This window comes from Streptomyces sp. NPDC021115, from assembly GCF_044333065.1.
GTDB lineage: Bacteria > Actinomycetota > Actinomycetes > Streptomycetales > Streptomycetaceae > Streptomyces.
Window position 1 is genome coordinate 299,518 of the sequence record NZ_JBIRQF010000007.1, and the last position, 15,941, is coordinate 315,458.

Below are 15,941 nucleotides of genomic sequence, written 5' to 3' on the forward strand. Positions count from 1 at the left end.
GGCCTCAGCGCGCCTTTGACGGTCGTCGGCGCCCGCTGCCGAGCCGCATCTCGGTTTTTCCAGCGGCCACCGGCCGGCGCAGGAGTTGACAGGTTCGCCATCGAGGCGAGTGAGCCGCGAGCCGGGGGAAGGTGGGATTCAGTGGGGACGCCTGCGAGTCTGGCGCAGGTTCATGGAGCCTGGGAGGCTCTGTGCACTCGAAGTGATGTGGGCGTTTGCAAGGAGGCTGGCCTTCTGGTGACGTACCAGGTCTTCTGTCGGGGCTGTTGGCCGATCTATTGGCGATACGGCGCTGCTTGCGCGGGCTCGGCCGCAGCCGGGGCGGCGGTGGCCGCCTCGGCTGTCAGAGGGCTGATGTCGCGATGGGATGCCGTGTTGAGGAGTCCGTCTCCGGCTGTCGCGACGTGGGAGTACCTCGTGGAGTGCGCGAGTTCGAGCCGTACTCCATCCGTTGCACGGCTGTATCGCGTCCTTGAGCGTCATGAAGCGGACGCATTGCTGCTACGTCACAAGCTGGGGTTGAGTGCACCGCAAGGTGGCGAGGTGATGGGACTGAACAGCGCGGAGTTTGCCTTGCTGAGCCGACGCGCCTTGCGCAAAGTGGCAGCCCAGCCTTAAGTCGAATATGCCAGAGGCCTGGTGCCGATAGATTCGTCTGGTGTGCGCCGGTGCGCGCGGGAACCATGAGGCGGGAGATCTGCGTCGAGAAGTGTTCCCCCGATCGTGGGCGCGGGTGGAATTTGCCCGTTGATCGCTTCTAACATGGGCCCCCTCCGATGGGGCCGCATGTCCCGGTCGGGCCATGCGGGCATGAGTGTGGGGAGCGGCTCATCATTGATCTCAGCAGGCCCAGTGTTGCTCGAATGTACGATTTCTTACTCGGCGGCACAGACAACTATCAAGTGGACCGCAATGCCTGTGACGAGTTGCTGCAGATGGCCCCCAGTTCGAAGGACTTGGCGCTCGTCAATCGCGCTTTCCTCGTGCGAGCTGTGCGCTACCTCGCGGCCGAGCGCGGTGTGCGCCGCTTTCTCGATCATGGATCAGGGCTTCCGACTCGCCCGAATGTCCACCAGGTAGCTCAGGAAGTCGATCCCTCCAGTGAGGTTGTCTACGTAGACAACGACCCCCTCGTCGTGGCGCACGGACGGATGATGCTGGCCGAGGACCCCGTCACGACAGCTGTTCTTCACGCGGACATCAGGGCCGTCGACACCATTTTCGCGAGCGACGAAGTCAAGAAGCTCCTTCGGGATGACCAGCCGGTTGCAGCCCTGTTCGTGTCGGTGCTGCACTGCATCCCCGACCGCGACGACCCCTGGAGTCTGGTCCGTGACGTCGCACAGCGCTTACCCGCGGGCAGCTACCTGGTCATCTCCCAGCTCGCCTCCGACGATGACAAACTCCGCTCCGAAATCACGAAGTTCATGACCGACACCACCGGCAAAAAGTGGGGGAAGGTACGCTCCAAGGAGGAGGTCAACCGGTACTTCGACGGGCTGGAGTTCATTGAGGGGAGCGAACCGGTAGAGGTGTCCCGATGGAAGCCGGACAGTGATCTCGCTCCCCGGCAGCAGACAGACGAGTGGATCGAATACGGCGGGGTCGCCCGGATCACGTGACTACCGAGGATCTTTCAGCCTGTTGATGTACATCTCCAGCAAATCCAGCGTCTCGTTCTTCCCTCCGACGCGTCCCCACAGATCATCCATGCATGCCTGGTAGGGCTCAACTTCGCTCGGCTCCACCAGGTACTCGCCACCCCGGTTGGTGTTTTCCAGGTAGAGCAGCTGGCCCTCATCGCCGTCATACGGTTTGAAAAGGGTCATAGAGTGGTGGCGGGCGCTCCCTTGCTCCTGAGCGGCGTGCGGCAGGATCCGGATGTGTACGCGGGGCCAGTTCTCGGCCACAAGGAGCAGCTGGCGCAGTTGTTCACGCATCACCTTCTTGCCACCCGTGTGCTTGGCGATGACGCTCTCGGCGATCAGTGCCTGGTAGTCGGGGGCGTCGGGCTGTTCGAGGAGAGTCTGGCGTTGCCGGCGCACTTCGAGGCGCCGCTCCATCAGTTCCTGGTTCTTCCGGTGTGTCGCTTCGTCGACCGACATCCGGTAGTAGTCCTGCATGAGCGCCCGGGTGTAGTTGGCCGTCTGCAGCATGCCGGGGACGTTGACCTCCTGATACGTGCGGATGCCCTGGGAGATGGCCTCGCTCGCGAAGACGCGGGACAGATTGTTATCGACCACGTCCGGATAGCTCGACCACCACGACTGCTGTAGCGACTGCCGTACGAGCAGCACCGTTTCGTCAATCAGGGCCTCCGGTGCCCCATAGAACCGGCACAGGGCAACGACGGTGCCTTCGTCGAGCTTCCTCGTGCTGTCGAGCTTCTCATACCGGGACATGCCTGCGATCGAGCCGATGCCCGCAACCCTGCCAGCAACATCCCTCTGCTTCATCCCGGCCTGCTTTCGCAGGTGACGCAAATAGTTGCGGACCAGGCGCGCAGCGGCACCCGAAGTGGTGGGCGGCTCATGATGGCCGCCCACCACGGCCAGAACTCTCCCCTGCACCGGACCTCTCCTTGACGGTTATTGCACCTCGCGGTACCCGCTCAGGATCTCCAGCCGCCCGGCCCAAAGGCAAGCCGCAGCCGTATCGTTTCAGACAGCCAGCGTGTTGAACTCACCCTTGCGTGCACCGTCGAGGAAAGCGCTGAACTCGGAGCGGGTGAACACCAGTGCGGGGCCGTCGGGGAAACGTGAGTTACGGACCGCGACTTCACTTCCATTCACGCGTGCAAGCTCAACGCAATCGTTAAGCGCGTCGCTTGCCGACGCCTTCGTCCACTGTGCACCGGTGATCTTACTGCCCGGTGTGCCGTTGCTGACCGTGATCATTTCCGCACCTGTCCTTTGTGTCTGACCAGCGTCGATCCTCACCGGCACCAGTCACTTCCCACTTCCCCGCAGCCCCGTTTGCAGCCGCCTCTGAAATTTTCACGGGGTGGTGAAACTCGTGGCGGAAGCCTAGCGGTGTCGATCTCCTTGCGGTGTCCCTCGAATGGGCGCTTTCACCGAGATGAAGAGCCGATAATATGATGAATCTGTGGGGTGCTCGTGCCCTTGGGTAAGGCCCGAGAATGGCTTGAGATGAATCGGTGGCGACGGGTGGCGTGGGGCGGCGGTTCCGTGGCAATCAGTGGGGAATTCGCCAGCCTATAGTCGGGGACGTAAGTGTGTTGGTAACTGGCGTCGGCCGGCCTGGATGCTGGGACTGGCTGGCACCGCTGGCGGCGGGTACCGGTGCCGCAGGCGAGTTCCGCGACCAGTCCGGCGATCACCGGAACCGGGGTATAGGGCCCGGCGTGGAGTGTCCAGGTGGGTGATCGACGTTGGGACCGGCCCAGATGGTCCAGGTGGGGATGGGACTGTTCGGTTTTTGTGCGGCGAAGGCGTTGAACTGGACCCCGGCGTCCGCGGACGGGTTCGTCCAGCGGATCAAGCTTCCGTCGAGGGTGGACTTCCAACCGGCGTCCGTGAGGGTGCGGGTGCCGATAAATCATCCGCGCAGGTCGGGAGCCTGTTCACGGATCTGCTGCGCCTGGCCTACCTCGCCATGACCAACGCCCTGTCGTTCCTACGCCTCCTGCCGATGAGGGACAAAGAGAAGGACATCGAGATCCTCGTACTCCGGCACCAACTGCTGGTCCTGGAACGTCAGGTCGGCAGGCCGACCCTCACCGACAGCGACCGTGCCATCCTCGCCGGGCTGCTCCACCACCTCCCCAAAGACGGACTGCGGCACCTTCTGCTGCTGGTCCGCCCCGACACGGTGTTGCGCTGGCATCGTGAACTGCTCAGGCGGCGTCATGCCGCGACCTGCGTGCCCAAGCGACGTGGGCGCCCACGCGCCCTCCGGTCAATCCGCGCGCTGGTCCTGCGTCTGGCCAGATAGAATTCCTCGTGGGGGTATCGCCGGATCCACGGCAGGCTCGCGGCGCTGGGGATCAAGATCGCCGCCTCCACCGTCTGGGAGATCCTCCGCGAACACGGCATCGCACCCGCACCCGAACGGCAGAGCACCACGTGGGCCGACTTTCTCCGCAGCCAGGCCAAGGCTCTTCTCGCCTGCGATCTGTTGGAAGTCCGCACGCTGACGGGGGTGCGCCTGTATGTCTTCGCCGTCATCGAGCACACCACAAGGCGCATCCACATCCTCGGTGCCACCGCGCACCCCACCGCGGAGTGGATCGTGCAGCTCGGACGCAACCTCCTCATGGACCTCGAAGACGCAGGCAGCAAGGCGAAGTTCCTCATCCGCGATCGCGGTTCCGAGTTCACAGCCGCCTTCGACGCCCTCATGACCGATGCCGGTCTCAAGGTCGTCATCACCGGCATTCGGATGCCGAGGATGAACTCGCTCATGGAGCGCTGGATACAGACCTGCCGCAGGGAGCTGCTGGACCGGACCTTGATCTGGAACCAGCGACACCTTCTCCGCGCCCTGCGCGAGTACGAATCCTTCTACAACGCACACCGCCCGCACAGGGCCCTGAAGCAAGCCGCCCCATGCCGCCCGCTTCCCACACCCATCACCCAACAAGCCCAACTCGCCCACCTAAAAGTCAGCCGACGAGACCGACTTAGCGGAACCCTCCACGAATACCAGCACGCGGCGTGACCTGCACGGTTGATTATCGGCACCCGCAGTGTTCGGGGTCGCGGGCGGTGGCTGCGCGCAGTTGTTCGATGCCGAGCAAGTGCAGCCCGTCGTGTTTGACGTCCTGGGGCTGGTGCCAGCGGCAGGGTCGTCCGGGTGCCCCGCAAAGGGTGCGCGGAGGCTGGGGCGAAGTATTTGGCCCGCGTGGGCGCGTCGGTGCGGCGGCTAACGAGCTCGAAGGGGAAGGGGCACTTGGGCCAGTTGGGGATGTGCGTCAGCCGGGCGGGCAGGATGACGGTCAGCTCCTGGCGTGCCCCTGTGACCTCGTCGAGCACGGGTACGTCGGCGGCTCTGGGCCCGCCGCGAGCGCGTGCAACAGGGTGCTCTTTCTGCTTCCGGGACGACCGGCGACCAGCACGTTCGCAACGGACCGACGCCTTCACTACCATCTGGCAGCGGCTCGCCGCCCTGTCAGCCAAGACCTGTGCAGGATAGAACAAAGAGGAGAGGGCCCGCACACCTCGGAGCAGTGGAACCTCGGCGCAGCAGCGACACTCGAAGGCACCACCCGGCACCCGTTGGCGAGCGAGCCGCGCTCCCTCTTGACAAAACGAGGACAACTGTGCTTCTAGCCCGCGCGTCAGTGCTTGTTGTCCACGTTCAGGCTCACGCGTCAGTCCCGTCGACTAATCTCTCTCGAGTAGGCGAGAGCAGGTATCGCAACAGGTCCAGACGGGATCGACGCGGTTCGGGAGAGACGGTTACAGGGTGTACAGCGAGCAACAGAGCCGCATTGAAAGTTTCATCTGGGGGATTGCCGACGACGTCCTGCGCGACGTCTACGTGCGCGGTAAGTATCGTGACGTGATCCTCCCCATGCTGGTACTCCGGCGCTTCGATGCTGTGCTGGAGGGTACGAAGGGTGACGTTCTCCGGACCTACGAGAACCTCAAGGAGATGAAGCTCCTCAGCCCTGAGCAGCAGGAGTTCCCCCTCCGGGAGGCGGCAGGCGACGCCTTCTACAACACCTCCCCCTTCACCCTGCAGAAGCTCTCTAAGCGCACGACCGCACAGCAGCTCCGCAGCGATTTCGAGGCATATCTGGATGGATTCTCACCCAATGTCAAGGAGATCCTCGACAACTTCGAGTTTCGCAACCAGATTCCTAAGCTGACCAAGAATGACACTCTGGGCATGCTGATTAGCAAGCTGCTCTCGTCGGAGATCAATCTCTCCCCGAAACCTGTGCTGGACGCCTTCGGACGAACCCGTCTACCTGGCCTCGACAACCACGCTATGGGGACGATCTTCGAGAACCTGGTACGCCGGTTCAACGAAGAGAACAACGAGGAGGCCGGCGAGCACTGGACCCCTCGTGATGTGGTCAAGCTCATGACCCGGCTGATGTTCCTGCCCATTGCCGAAAAGATCAACGGCACCTACCTGCTCTACGACGGCGCGTGCGGAACGGGTGGCATGCTGACTGTCGCCGAAGAGACCCTCCGAGCCCTCGCGAACGAGCGCGGCAAGAGCATTGTCACTCATCTCTACGGCCAGGAGATCAACGCCGAGACCTATGCGATCTGCAAGGCCGACATGCTATTGAAGGGCGACGGCGAGGCGGCCGACAACATCAAGGGCGGCCCGGAGTGGTCCACTCTCTCCAACGACGCTTTCCCGCGTCGACAATTCGACTTCATGCTCGCCAACCCTCCGTATGGAAAGAGTTGGAAGTCCGACCAGGAGCGACTGGGGGGTAAACTGAAGATCTCCGATCCTCGGTTTACCGTGACCTTTGAGGGCGAGACGGAGTCGTCCTCGCTGGTCACGAGCTCCAGCGACGGCCAGATGATGTTCCTTGCGAACATGGTCTCGAAGATGAAGACCGAGTCTCCACTAGGCAGTCGCATCGCGGAGATTCACAACGGCTCCTCACTCTTCACTGGCGACGCTGGAAGTGGCGAAAGTAATATTCGACGCTGGATCATCGAGAACGACTGGCTCGAAGCGATCGTTGCGCTGCCGCTGAACATGTTCTACAACACCGGCATCGCTACCTATATCTGGCTGATCACCAATCGGAAGCCTGAAGCCCGCAAGGGCAAGGTTCAGCTGATCGATGCCACTGGCTGGTTCACTCCGCTGCGCAAGAACCTGGGTAGCAAGAACTGCGAACTGTCACCCGCAGATACAGAGCGTGTGACAGAGGCATTCCTGAACTTCGCGGAGACGGAGCAGTCCAAGATCTTTCCGAACGAGGAGTTCGGCTATTGGAAGATCACAGTGGAACGCCCGCTGCGCCTGAGTAGTCAGTTCACCAAGGAGCGGGTGGAGGCACTGCAGTTTGCCTCAGGCGAGACCGAGGCACGCGAGCTCCTTCATGAGAAGTTCGGTGACGATCTGTTCACCGACTTCGCGGGCGTCTCCAAGCAGGTGCGGGAACAGCTGGAGCAGTGGGCGTTTGCTGCCGGATCAGACGAGGACGAGGCAGACCCCGACGTGCCAGCCCTCAAGGACTCCGCGCGTAAGAGGCTACTGAACGGGACCACATGGGAGCGTGACGGCCAGCTAGTCAAGGTCGGCAGGGCGCTGCTTGACGACATGGGTGACCAGCCCTTCGACGACTATAACGAGTTTGATCGTAAGGTCGGAGAGGCCATGGCGCGACTCGGCCTGAGGCTCAGCGCGACCGACCGTAAAGCCCTCCTGCGTGGGGTTAGTTGGCGCGACGAGTCCGCGAAGCCGGTGATCCTGAAGCGTCACAAGAACACGCAGGAGCGCCGTCTCTACGGGCTGTACGAGATTGAGGAAAGCAAGTCAGGGAAGTCCCGGAGCCTCATCGTCGAATACGAGCCTGACAGCGAGCTGCGTGACACGGAACTGGTACCGCTGCTGGAGCCCGGCGGGATTGAGGCGTTCTTTCGCCGCGAGGTGCTGCCGTACGCGGAGGATGCGTGGATCAAGGAGAGCGCGACGAGGAAGGGGTACGAGATCAGCTTCACTCGTCACTTCTACAAGCCTCCGGTATTGCGCACCTTGGCGGAGATCCGGACTGACATTGTGGCGTTGGAGAAGGAGACCGAGGGCCTGCTCGGCGATCTTTTTGATGGAGGGGCCGAATGAAAGCCAAGCTTCCCGCGTATTCCCACTACTCGGATACGTTTCAGTCCTGGGTCGGGCGCACACCATCGCACTGGGGGACGTCTCGCGGGAAGAACCTGTTCACTCTGATGTCACGGCCTATCCGTCCCGATGATGATGTTGTGACATGTTTCCGTGATGGAACTGTCACCCTGCGAAAGAATCGACGTACAACCGGATACACTGAATCCGTCAAAGAGATCGGATACCAAGGAGTCCGTAGAGGCGACCTCGTCATCCACGCCATGGACGCATTTGCGGGTGCGGTTGGTGTTTCCGATTCTGACGGGAAATCCACTCCGGTCTACGCCGTCTGCCAACCGCGCACTGGAGTCAGCGCAGAGTATTACGCCTTGCTCGTGAGGCATATGGCACTCTCGGGATGGGTGGCCGCATTGGCAACAGGGATTCGTGAACGATCCACAGATTTCCGCTTTAACCAATTTGGTCCGCAGAAACTACCAACGCCGCCCCTAGGTGAGCAGCAGGCTATCGTAAAATACGTGCGGCAGATCGAGCGTGAGGTCGGAACTGCAATCCGCGCCAAGGATCGGCTGATCTCTCTTCTCATCGAGCAGAAGCGCACTCAGATCAACCACCTGGTGGCTCAAGGAGTGGACCCTGATGTCCCTCTCAAGGAGTCAGGAATTCTCGGACTCCCCGGAGTTCCAGCTCACTGGGAAATCGTTCACCTCAAGCGTGCGACTTCGCATATTGTCGACTGTCTGCATGCGACCCCCAAATATGTCGATGATGGTGGTTTCCCGGTAATTCGAACTGCAGACATCGAACCCGGTCGCACCCTCCATGAAGGCGCCTATCGTGTGTCCTACAAAGAATTCAGAAGATGGACTTCCAGGCTGGAGCCTAGGAACGGTGACATTCTTTACTCGCGAGAGGGTGGGCGCTTCGGGATTGCGGCTCCGGTCCCACCCGGTGTCCGTCTATGTATTGGACAGCGCATGGTTGTTCTCCGCATCAAAGAAGCACACTCCAGTGAATACATGATGTGGCAACTGAACTGTCAACACGTGCTCGACCAAGCCCAGGCAGACATGGTCGGCTCCGCATCGCCGCGTGTGAACGTAGAGCAAATCAGGAACTACCGGCTGGTGGTCCCTCCCTTGTCCGAACAGTACGAGATCGTTGAATTCATTCAGTCAAGATGTAAGAAATTTGACGCGGCGATTCGGCGCGCTGAACGTGAAATCTCCCTCCTCCGCGAATATCAGACCCGCCTGACCGCCGACGTGGTCACCGGCAAGCTCGATGTCCGCGCTGCTGCAGCCGCGCTGCCCGACATGGACTCGCACGACCCCGACCTGACAGCGACGTACGGCGCCGACGAGGCCGGGCTGAACACTGACCTGGATGGTGACGACCCAACCGAGGAGTCGATGTGAGCGGCAAGGCAACCCTGTACGGCGGCACCAACATGAGTGAGGGGGCCTTAGAACGCGACATAGTTGCCGACATGACCTCGCCGTCGGCAGGGTGGATCGAGGGATCCGCTAAAGCGTACGACCGCAGCCACGCCATCGACACCGAGCAACTGCGGGCCTTTCTGGAGGAGACCCAGCCCGAGGTCGCCGCGGCGTTCGAGCTCGGCAACCCGAAGTCCGAGACGCGTACAAAGTTCCTTGACCGCGTCCAGGGGTACATCACGAACTACGGCGTCGTGGACCTTCTTCGTAAGGGGATGAACCACTCCACCAGCACTGGCGCCTACGAGGTCGTGTTTTACGGGGCGACTCCCTCCCCAGGCAACGCTGTGGCCGAGCAGCGGCACCGCGCGAACCGCTGGACCGTGACCCGTCAACTGCGCTACAGCCACGATGAGGCTCAGCGGGCGCTTGATCTGGCTGTCTTCGTCAACGGGCTGCCGCTCGCGACGTTCGAACTGAAGAACAATCAGACTAAGCAGACTGTGGAGGACGCGGTCGAGCAGTTCAAGAACGCTCGAGATCATCGCGAGCGGCTCTTCCAGGACGGCCGCTGCCTGGCCCACTTCGCGGTCGACGAGCACTCGGTGCGGTTCTGCACCCGGCTGCTCGGTGAGAAGTCCTGGTTTCTGCCCTTCGACAAGGGCTGGGAAGGTGGCGCGGGTAACCCGCCCAACCCCGACGGCTACAAGACCGCTTACCTCTGGCAGGACATCCTGTCGCCGACCAGCCTCGCGGACATAATTGAGCACTACGCCGCGCGCCTGGTAGAGAAGGACCCCAAGACCAGGCAGACGAAACGGTCGCAGATCTTCCCCCGGTACCACCAGCTCGATGTCGTGCGTCAACTCCTCGTGGACAGCGAGGTGAACGGCGTCGGCCAGCGATACCTGATCCAGCATTCAGCCGGCAGCGGAAAGTCCAACTCCATCGCCTGGCTGGCGCACCAATTGGTCGGCCTGGGCACTGACGACTCTCCCACCTTCGACGCGGTGATCGTGGTGACCGACCGTGTGAACCTGGATACGCAGATCAACCGTACGGTCAAGCAATTCACTCAGGTCCGGTCACTTGTCAAGCACGCCAACAAGTCGAAAGACCTGCGGCAAGCCTTGGCCAACGGGACGAGGATCGTCATTTCCACGGTCCAGAAGTTCCCGGTGATCTTGGAGGACATCAGTCACACCCACCAGGACCGGAAATTCGCCATCATTATCGATGAGGCACACTCCGGGCAGGGCGGCAAGACCACGCATGCGATGAGCAGTGCGCTCGGCTCCGCATCTGAGGATGTCGAGGAGGAGACGACTGAGGACAAGATCAACAAGATCATCGACAGTCAGAAGCTCCTCACCAACGCCAGCTACTACGCGTTCACAGCCACTCCGAAGGACCGGACGCTTGGCTACTTCGGAAGGCGCGGCGAGGACGGGGCGGACCACCCCTTCCACGTCTACACCATGAAGCAGGCGATCCAAGAGGGCTTCATTCTTGACGTCCTGAAGCACTTCAGGACGGTCGAAAGCTACTACAAGCTCGTCAAAATGGTCGAGGACGACCCGGAGTTCGACGCGAAGAAGGCTGCGAAGAAACTGCGCCGCTATGTCGAGGGACACAACCACGCGATCCAGACCAAGGCATCGATCATGGTCGACCATCTGTTGGAACACGTGATCCGTCCCCGCAAAGTTGGCGGCCAGGCCCGCGCCATGGTGGTAGCCGACGGAGTCCAGCGAGCCCTGGACTACCACGCTGCCATCAACGCGTATTTGGATAAGCTGAGCAGCCCCTACCGGGCTCTCGTGGCGTTCTCTGGAGAGCACGAGCACGGCGGGAAGAAGGTCACAGAAGCAGGGCTCAACGGATTCCCGAGCAGCAACATCGAAGAAACCTTTCGCGAGGACCCGTACCGCATCCTGGTCTGCGCGGACAAGTTCCAGACCGGCTACGACGAACCGCTCCTACACACCATGTACGTCGACAAGCCGCTGTCTGGTGTGCGGGCGGTGCAGACCCTCTCACGGCTCAACCGCGCCCATCCGGATAAGCACGATGTCGCGGTCATCGATTTCTACAACAAGACCGACGGCATCAAGAAGTCCTTCGAGAAGTGGTACCGCACCACCGTTCTCGCGGACGCAATTGATCCCAACAAACTTCATGACCTGCGGGCGGTCCTGGACGGCATCGGGGTCTACGACCAGGGGGACATTGACCAGTTCGTCGAAATGTTCCTGGCCAAGGAGCCCCGGTCGCGTCTGGAAGCCCTGCTTGACCAACTCGTCGTCACCTACCGGCAGCTCGATAGCGAAGACCAGCAGGTCGAGTTCAAGGGTAAGGCCAAGGCGTTCGTCCGCACCTACGACTACCTCGCCGGAATCCTTCCGTACCGCAATCCGGATTGGTTGAAGCTGTCGATCCTGCTGACGTTCCTCATTCCCAAGCTGCCGGCCCCGATCGAGGAGGACCTATCGCGGGGCATCCTGGAGACCGTCGACCTGGACAGTTACCGAGCCGAGCAGCAGAAAGCGATCAGCATCGTCCTGGGAGACGAGGACGCCGAGCTGACCGCCGCTGCCCCGGCCGGTGGCGGTCAGCGTGCCGAGCCGGAGCTGAAGCCCACCTCGGCCATCCTTGCTGCGTTCCACCAGAACTTCGGCAACATCAAGTGGACTGACGAAGACCGCATAGAGCATCTGATCGCCGTAGAGATCCCGGCGAAAGTCCGGCAGGACAAGGACTACATCAACGCACAACAGTACAGCGACGAACAGAATGCTCGGATTGAGAGCGATGCTGCGGTGCGGCGGGCGATCGGAAGCTTCCTTCAGTCCGACACCGAGCTGTACCGCGAGTTCATGGGCAATGCTGCGTTCCAACGGTGGTTGACCGAGACAGTCTTCCAAGAGACATACGATCCCTCAGCGTCGGAGGACAAGGAGTCTTCCGACCCGGAGCGCGGCTCGGAGGACTGACAGTGGTGGCGTTAGATCTCGATGGGCACCGAGACGGGAATCCGTGCTGCGATCTCGCTGCGGATCGGCGTGAGCAGGTCCGTCTCGGAGCTCCGGGTACGGATGGTGACCAGCAGGGCGTAAGCCACGGGGACTTCGGCGCGATCGGTGGCCTTCTGTCGGTGCCACCAACCGCTTGCCGGGTAGACGGCAACGTGCCCTCGCTCGGCCAGTTCGCCAGCGGTTCCTTCCCATAGGTCGGAACACAGGCTGCCGCGCTGTCGCTGCCCTTGGCCCAGCAGCCAGCCCCGGTCTGACCGCGGTTTGCCTCGACGTGCGCCGGCAGGGCGGCCTAGCTCATCCGCTGCGGCGTCGTGGGAAACACGGCGCTGGAAGTCGATCGGACCCTCGCCAGGCCTGGGCAGCTCAAAGCGCAATTCGTGGGACGGGTAGACGAAGCGGTCGCGCCAGCCCTGGCCGCCGACCCAAGGTTCGACAAAGTACGACAGGGTCACGCGCATCCGCACCCGCTCATCGCCGAGAGCCCGGAGCTCTTCGATCGGCCAAGGGAGGTCGTGGACCTGCATCAGCGAGAACTTTGGCTGTCGGTTCTCGACCCGGAACGGCAAGAACTCTTCCTGAGCGATGAGGGTGAGGTCGTGGGCAGCGCTGTTCAGGAGTCGTCCCTCAGCGGGCACGCCCCAGCCGTACCGGCGCAGCAGTGCGCCGAGTGCCTGCTTGTTGCCCTTGGTGCCCAGGGCTCCGGCTGCCGTGAAGCGGCTCCACATCGCCGGGGTCCATTCGGCGCTGTGCACGAGGAGTCCACGCACTGCCTCGGGGCTCAGGTGCGGGTAGCGGTCCATCACCAGGGCGGCGAGGCGGGCTGCCTGGGCGGTCGCGGGGCTGGTGGCGTGGACGGAGCGGACCAGCTGATACGAGTCGCGCGATATGGTCAGCACACCATGGCTCGGGGCCTGGGCAGTGTCCAGCCCTCCGTCCGGTGCAGTCTGGAAGAGGAGGTTCCCGCCTTCCATCACGAAGTCGGGCTTGTTCGGCCACCGGCCGTCCAGCGGGACGCCAGTACGGCTGAAGGGTGATAGCTCGCCGTCCGGCGCCAGCGGGTCCCAGCCACTGAAGGAAGAGTCCTGGGCGGGTACGTGGGCCAGCTGGGTGTACGCGCCGACGGTGATGGCGTTCCAGCTCTGCGCCGGGTCTTCCACCGGCATCAGATCACAGCGGTCGAGGTAATCCTGGGCGTAGCCGTCTCGGATGTTGCCGGCTGATATGAAGAACAGTCGGCGCGGCCCCGGTTGGGTGGGGGCTAGGAGCGTGATGTCACGTCCTGGAGTAACGGCGACATCGTGTCCGTAGGCGAGGGCGTCTACCGTGGTTGACCACGCTGTGGGCTGCCCGGCCCCTGGGGCGGGAGCATCAGTGTAGGCGGTGACGGACATCGAATAGGCGCGAGGGATCCCTGGGGCATCGATCTCGGCGCGGGCGACCGCTTCCGCCATGACAGCGCCGTAGGCGTCGGCGTGCTGACTGCCAGCATCGAGGTCGAGGATGCGTACCGACTCGATACGGTGGCGCAGTTGCACAGGCAGGTTATGCCCCAGTAATTGGGACAGATCCCCGTACAGAGCCAGGCCGGCCATGGAGGTGCCGTGTCCTTGCTTGTCACCGGCGATGCCGTCCATTCGGAGGGTCAGGCTCCTGACCAGCGAGTGCTTGAGTAGTGGGTGGTGAGCGAGGACGCCGCTGTCGAGCACCGTGACGACTGGAGCGTCCTCGCGGTGCGCGGGCACAGTGCGCCTCTGAAGATCCTCCGCGAGTTCGTCCCGGATGGATAGTGGGGCCTCAGCGAAGACTTCGACCATCGGCGCCGGGCGGACTTCCACGGGGAGGGCATTTGTTCCGACTAGCTCAGCAAGCTGTGCCGTAGTCCCGTGGACGTGCGCGATGGTGCGTCGAGCGAACGTGAGCGTGTGGTCACTCAGCGACAGCCCGGCTAGTGGACCGAGCCTGCGCAGGACTTCTAGCGGCTCTTCATCGCGGTCGAGCGCGCGCTCCAGCCACAGCTGCCACCATCGCTCGCCCGCAGGTAGCGGTTCGTGACCGCTCCAGAGGTGGCGGACCGAGGCCAGTTCGATCTCATCGACATTGGCAACCAGATCGGCTTCTGCGGGCAGCTCGGAGCGCGACCGCCTTTCGCCGAGCGGTGACACTGGATCGGTGAACGCTGCAATACGCCCTCGCAGCCGTTCGGCCCCGGCTTCGCCGACGACCACGAGCGCCACCTCGGACTGTGCCGCGCCCGAGGGTGAAGCCATGGCCACCAAGCGGCAACCGGACGAGTCCAGTTTCGGGACGGCCAGCGGATATCCCGGGGCCGAGGTAATGGCGAGCAGCGTCTCCTCGGCCGCCTCGCCCGACGGGATGCGCGCTCGCCGCGCGTCTCCCGCCTCCAACGCGAGAGCGAGTGAACGCCGGAGGCTGCCAGCGTGGGCGGCCCGGTCTGCGACTGGTCTGATCTTCTGGGAGTCCCGTCCACGCATCGCCCGGAAGGAGCGGTCAGTCGCCGGAGGGAGATCGAGATGGCGGGCGAATTGCCCGCTGGTGTCTTCAGGCACCGGTGGCGGTCCGGCGCTCGGCCAGGGCCACGGTCAGAGCTGCGGGATCGATCACGTCGCTTCCTCCGAGAATCGCTTGCTTCGCGGCGGCTTCAGCTGCGGCGACGAGTTCCGCATGACTGAGCCCTACTGCCTCCGAAACTACCCCAGTCCACTCGACCCGCGTTGTGTCCATCAGCGACAGGCGACGCCGGAGCACATCCATGGCCTCCGCTGTGCCGGGACTGTCATATCCGATGACAAGGTCGAAACGACGGAATAGGGCCCGGTCCAGAAGCCCCGCATGGTTCGTAGCGGCGATTACCAGGCTGTGCGGCTCCAGCTCATCCAGGAAGATCAGGAAGGAGTTCAAGATCCTTCTGGCCTCACCGACGTCATTGCCAGCGATCCGCTCCGCCCCCAGAGCATCGAATTCGTCGAAGAGGTAGACCCCTCGGGTGCGCCCCACTGCTTCGAAGATCAGCCGCAGCTTTGCTGCGGTCTCACCCATGAAGCGACTGATCAAGCCATCAAGACGGATCGTGAAGAGCGGAAGACCCAACTCGCATGCCAGCGCTGCGGCCGACATACTCTTCCCAGTCCCAGGTGGCCCGGTGAGCAGCATGCGGTGGACCGGAGAGAAGCCGAACTCCGTCAGCTTCCCCCGTTGCCGCTGTTCGGAGAGCACCCGCAAGAGTCGCTCCCGGAGCAGCGGATTGAGCGTCATGTGGTCCAGACCACGGTCGGGCTGGCTGAGGTTCAGCAGTCCTGGGAGTTCACCATCCGGCCGGGCAGCTGATACCGGCATAAGATGGCCCACACGCTTGGCCCGCGTCGCGTCAATGAAATCCCTCAAGCCGGCGGCCGCCCGTGTGTGCCCCTGCCGGGCCTCACGGGCCGCAACCTGAAGGGCGACCGAGTAGAAGCTGCGGTCGTCACCGTCCGCATGCGCCTGCACCAAAGCCTTGATGTGATCAGCTGTCGCGGCCATCGGTCTCGGGCACTCCTTCCTAGGTCGTCGGCCCGCCCCGCGGGACCCCAGGAGGCAACCCCAGGGTGGCATGGAAACAGACGCTAGCGCAGGGAACCCGCAGGACCACCGGCTCGGTCCTGATTCACGCGCCCTTGGGCAAGAT

At 62.8% G+C, this 15,941-nt stretch carries 8 protein-coding genes and 1 pseudogene; 5 read left to right on the plus strand and 4 right to left on the minus strand.

Annotated elements, in window-relative coordinates:
- The first annotated feature begins 776 nt into the window (after positions 1-776).
- Positions 777-1,622, plus strand: a complete 846-nt coding sequence (locus ACH4TL_RS23720; protein ID WP_398317449.1) for an SAM-dependent methyltransferase — start codon at positions 777-779, stop codon at positions 1,620-1,622.
- Here ACH4TL_RS23720 and ACH4TL_RS23725 read toward each other — a convergent pair whose 3' ends face one another.
- Both ACH4TL_RS23725 and ACH4TL_RS23730 read right to left on the minus strand, forming a co-directional pair.
- The gene (locus ACH4TL_RS23725; RefSeq protein ID WP_398317452.1) at positions 1,623-2,570 is read right to left on the minus strand and encodes a helix-turn-helix domain-containing protein; all 948 of its coding nucleotides are present in this window, start codon (positions 2,568-2,570) and stop codon (positions 1,623-1,625) included.
- Between the two features lie 90 nt (positions 2,571-2,660).
- Positions 2,661-2,897, minus strand: coding sequence for a DUF397 domain-containing protein (locus ACH4TL_RS23730; protein ID WP_398317455.1), 237 nt, complete (start codon positions 2,895-2,897; stop codon positions 2,661-2,663).
- A 718-nt stretch (positions 2,898-3,615) separates the two neighbouring features.
- Here ACH4TL_RS23730 and ACH4TL_RS23735 point away from each other — a divergent pair.
- The 4 genes and pseudogenes from ACH4TL_RS23735 to ACH4TL_RS23750 all read left to right on the plus strand — a co-directional run bounded on the left by ACH4TL_RS23735 (position 3,616) and on the right by ACH4TL_RS23750 (position 12,217).
- Positions 3,616-4,680, plus strand: a pseudogene (locus tag ACH4TL_RS23735) (integrase core domain-containing protein).
- A gap of 747 nt (positions 4,681-5,427) precedes the next feature.
- A complete protein-coding gene (locus tag ACH4TL_RS23740; protein WP_398317458.1) occupies positions 5,428-7,782 on the plus strand; it encodes an N-6 DNA methylase in 2,355 nt (784 codons plus the stop codon).
- 263 nt (positions 7,783-8,045) lie between these two features.
- Positions 8,046-9,203, plus strand: coding sequence for a restriction endonuclease subunit S (locus tag ACH4TL_RS23745; protein ID WP_398317461.1), 1,158 nt, complete (start codon positions 8,046-8,048; stop codon positions 9,201-9,203).
- Positions 9,200-12,217, plus strand: coding sequence for a type I restriction endonuclease subunit R (locus tag ACH4TL_RS23750; RefSeq protein WP_398317464.1), 3,018 nt, complete (start codon positions 9,200-9,202; stop codon positions 12,215-12,217). Before ACH4TL_RS23745 ends, ACH4TL_RS23750 begins: the two co-directional genes overlap by 4 nt.
- Before the next feature lie 11 nt (positions 12,218-12,228).
- Here the strand turns inward: ACH4TL_RS23750 and ACH4TL_RS23755 are convergent, their stop codons facing one another.
- Both ACH4TL_RS23755 and ACH4TL_RS23760 read right to left on the minus strand, forming a co-directional pair.
- Positions 12,229-14,664 (minus strand): S8 family peptidase, encoded by a 2,436-nt coding sequence (locus ACH4TL_RS23755; RefSeq protein ID WP_398317467.1) that lies wholly within the window; start codon positions 14,662-14,664, stop codon positions 12,229-12,231.
- Between the two features lie 154 nt (positions 14,665-14,818).
- A complete protein-coding gene (locus ACH4TL_RS23760; RefSeq protein WP_398317470.1) occupies positions 14,819-15,796 on the minus strand; it encodes an AAA family ATPase in 978 nt (325 codons plus the stop codon).
- Between the last annotated feature and the right edge of the window lie 145 nt (positions 15,797-15,941).

Excerpts from the sequence above, each read along its gene's own strand:
- ACH4TL_RS23720 (WP_398317449.1), top strand. The coding sequence starts at position 777 with ATGGGGCCGCATGTCCCGGTCGGGCCATGCGGGCATGAGTGTGGGGAG.
- ACH4TL_RS23730 (WP_398317455.1), bottom strand. The coding sequence starts at position 2,897 with ATGATCACGGTCAGCAACGGCACACCGGGCAGTAAGATCACCGGTGCA.
- ACH4TL_RS23745 (WP_398317461.1), top strand. The coding sequence starts at position 8,046 with ATGGACGCATTTGCGGGTGCGGTTGGTGTTTCCGATTCTGACGGGAAA.
- ACH4TL_RS23760 (WP_398317470.1), bottom strand. The coding sequence starts at position 15,796 with ATGGCCGCGACAGCTGATCACATCAAGGCTTTGGTGCAGGCGCATGCG.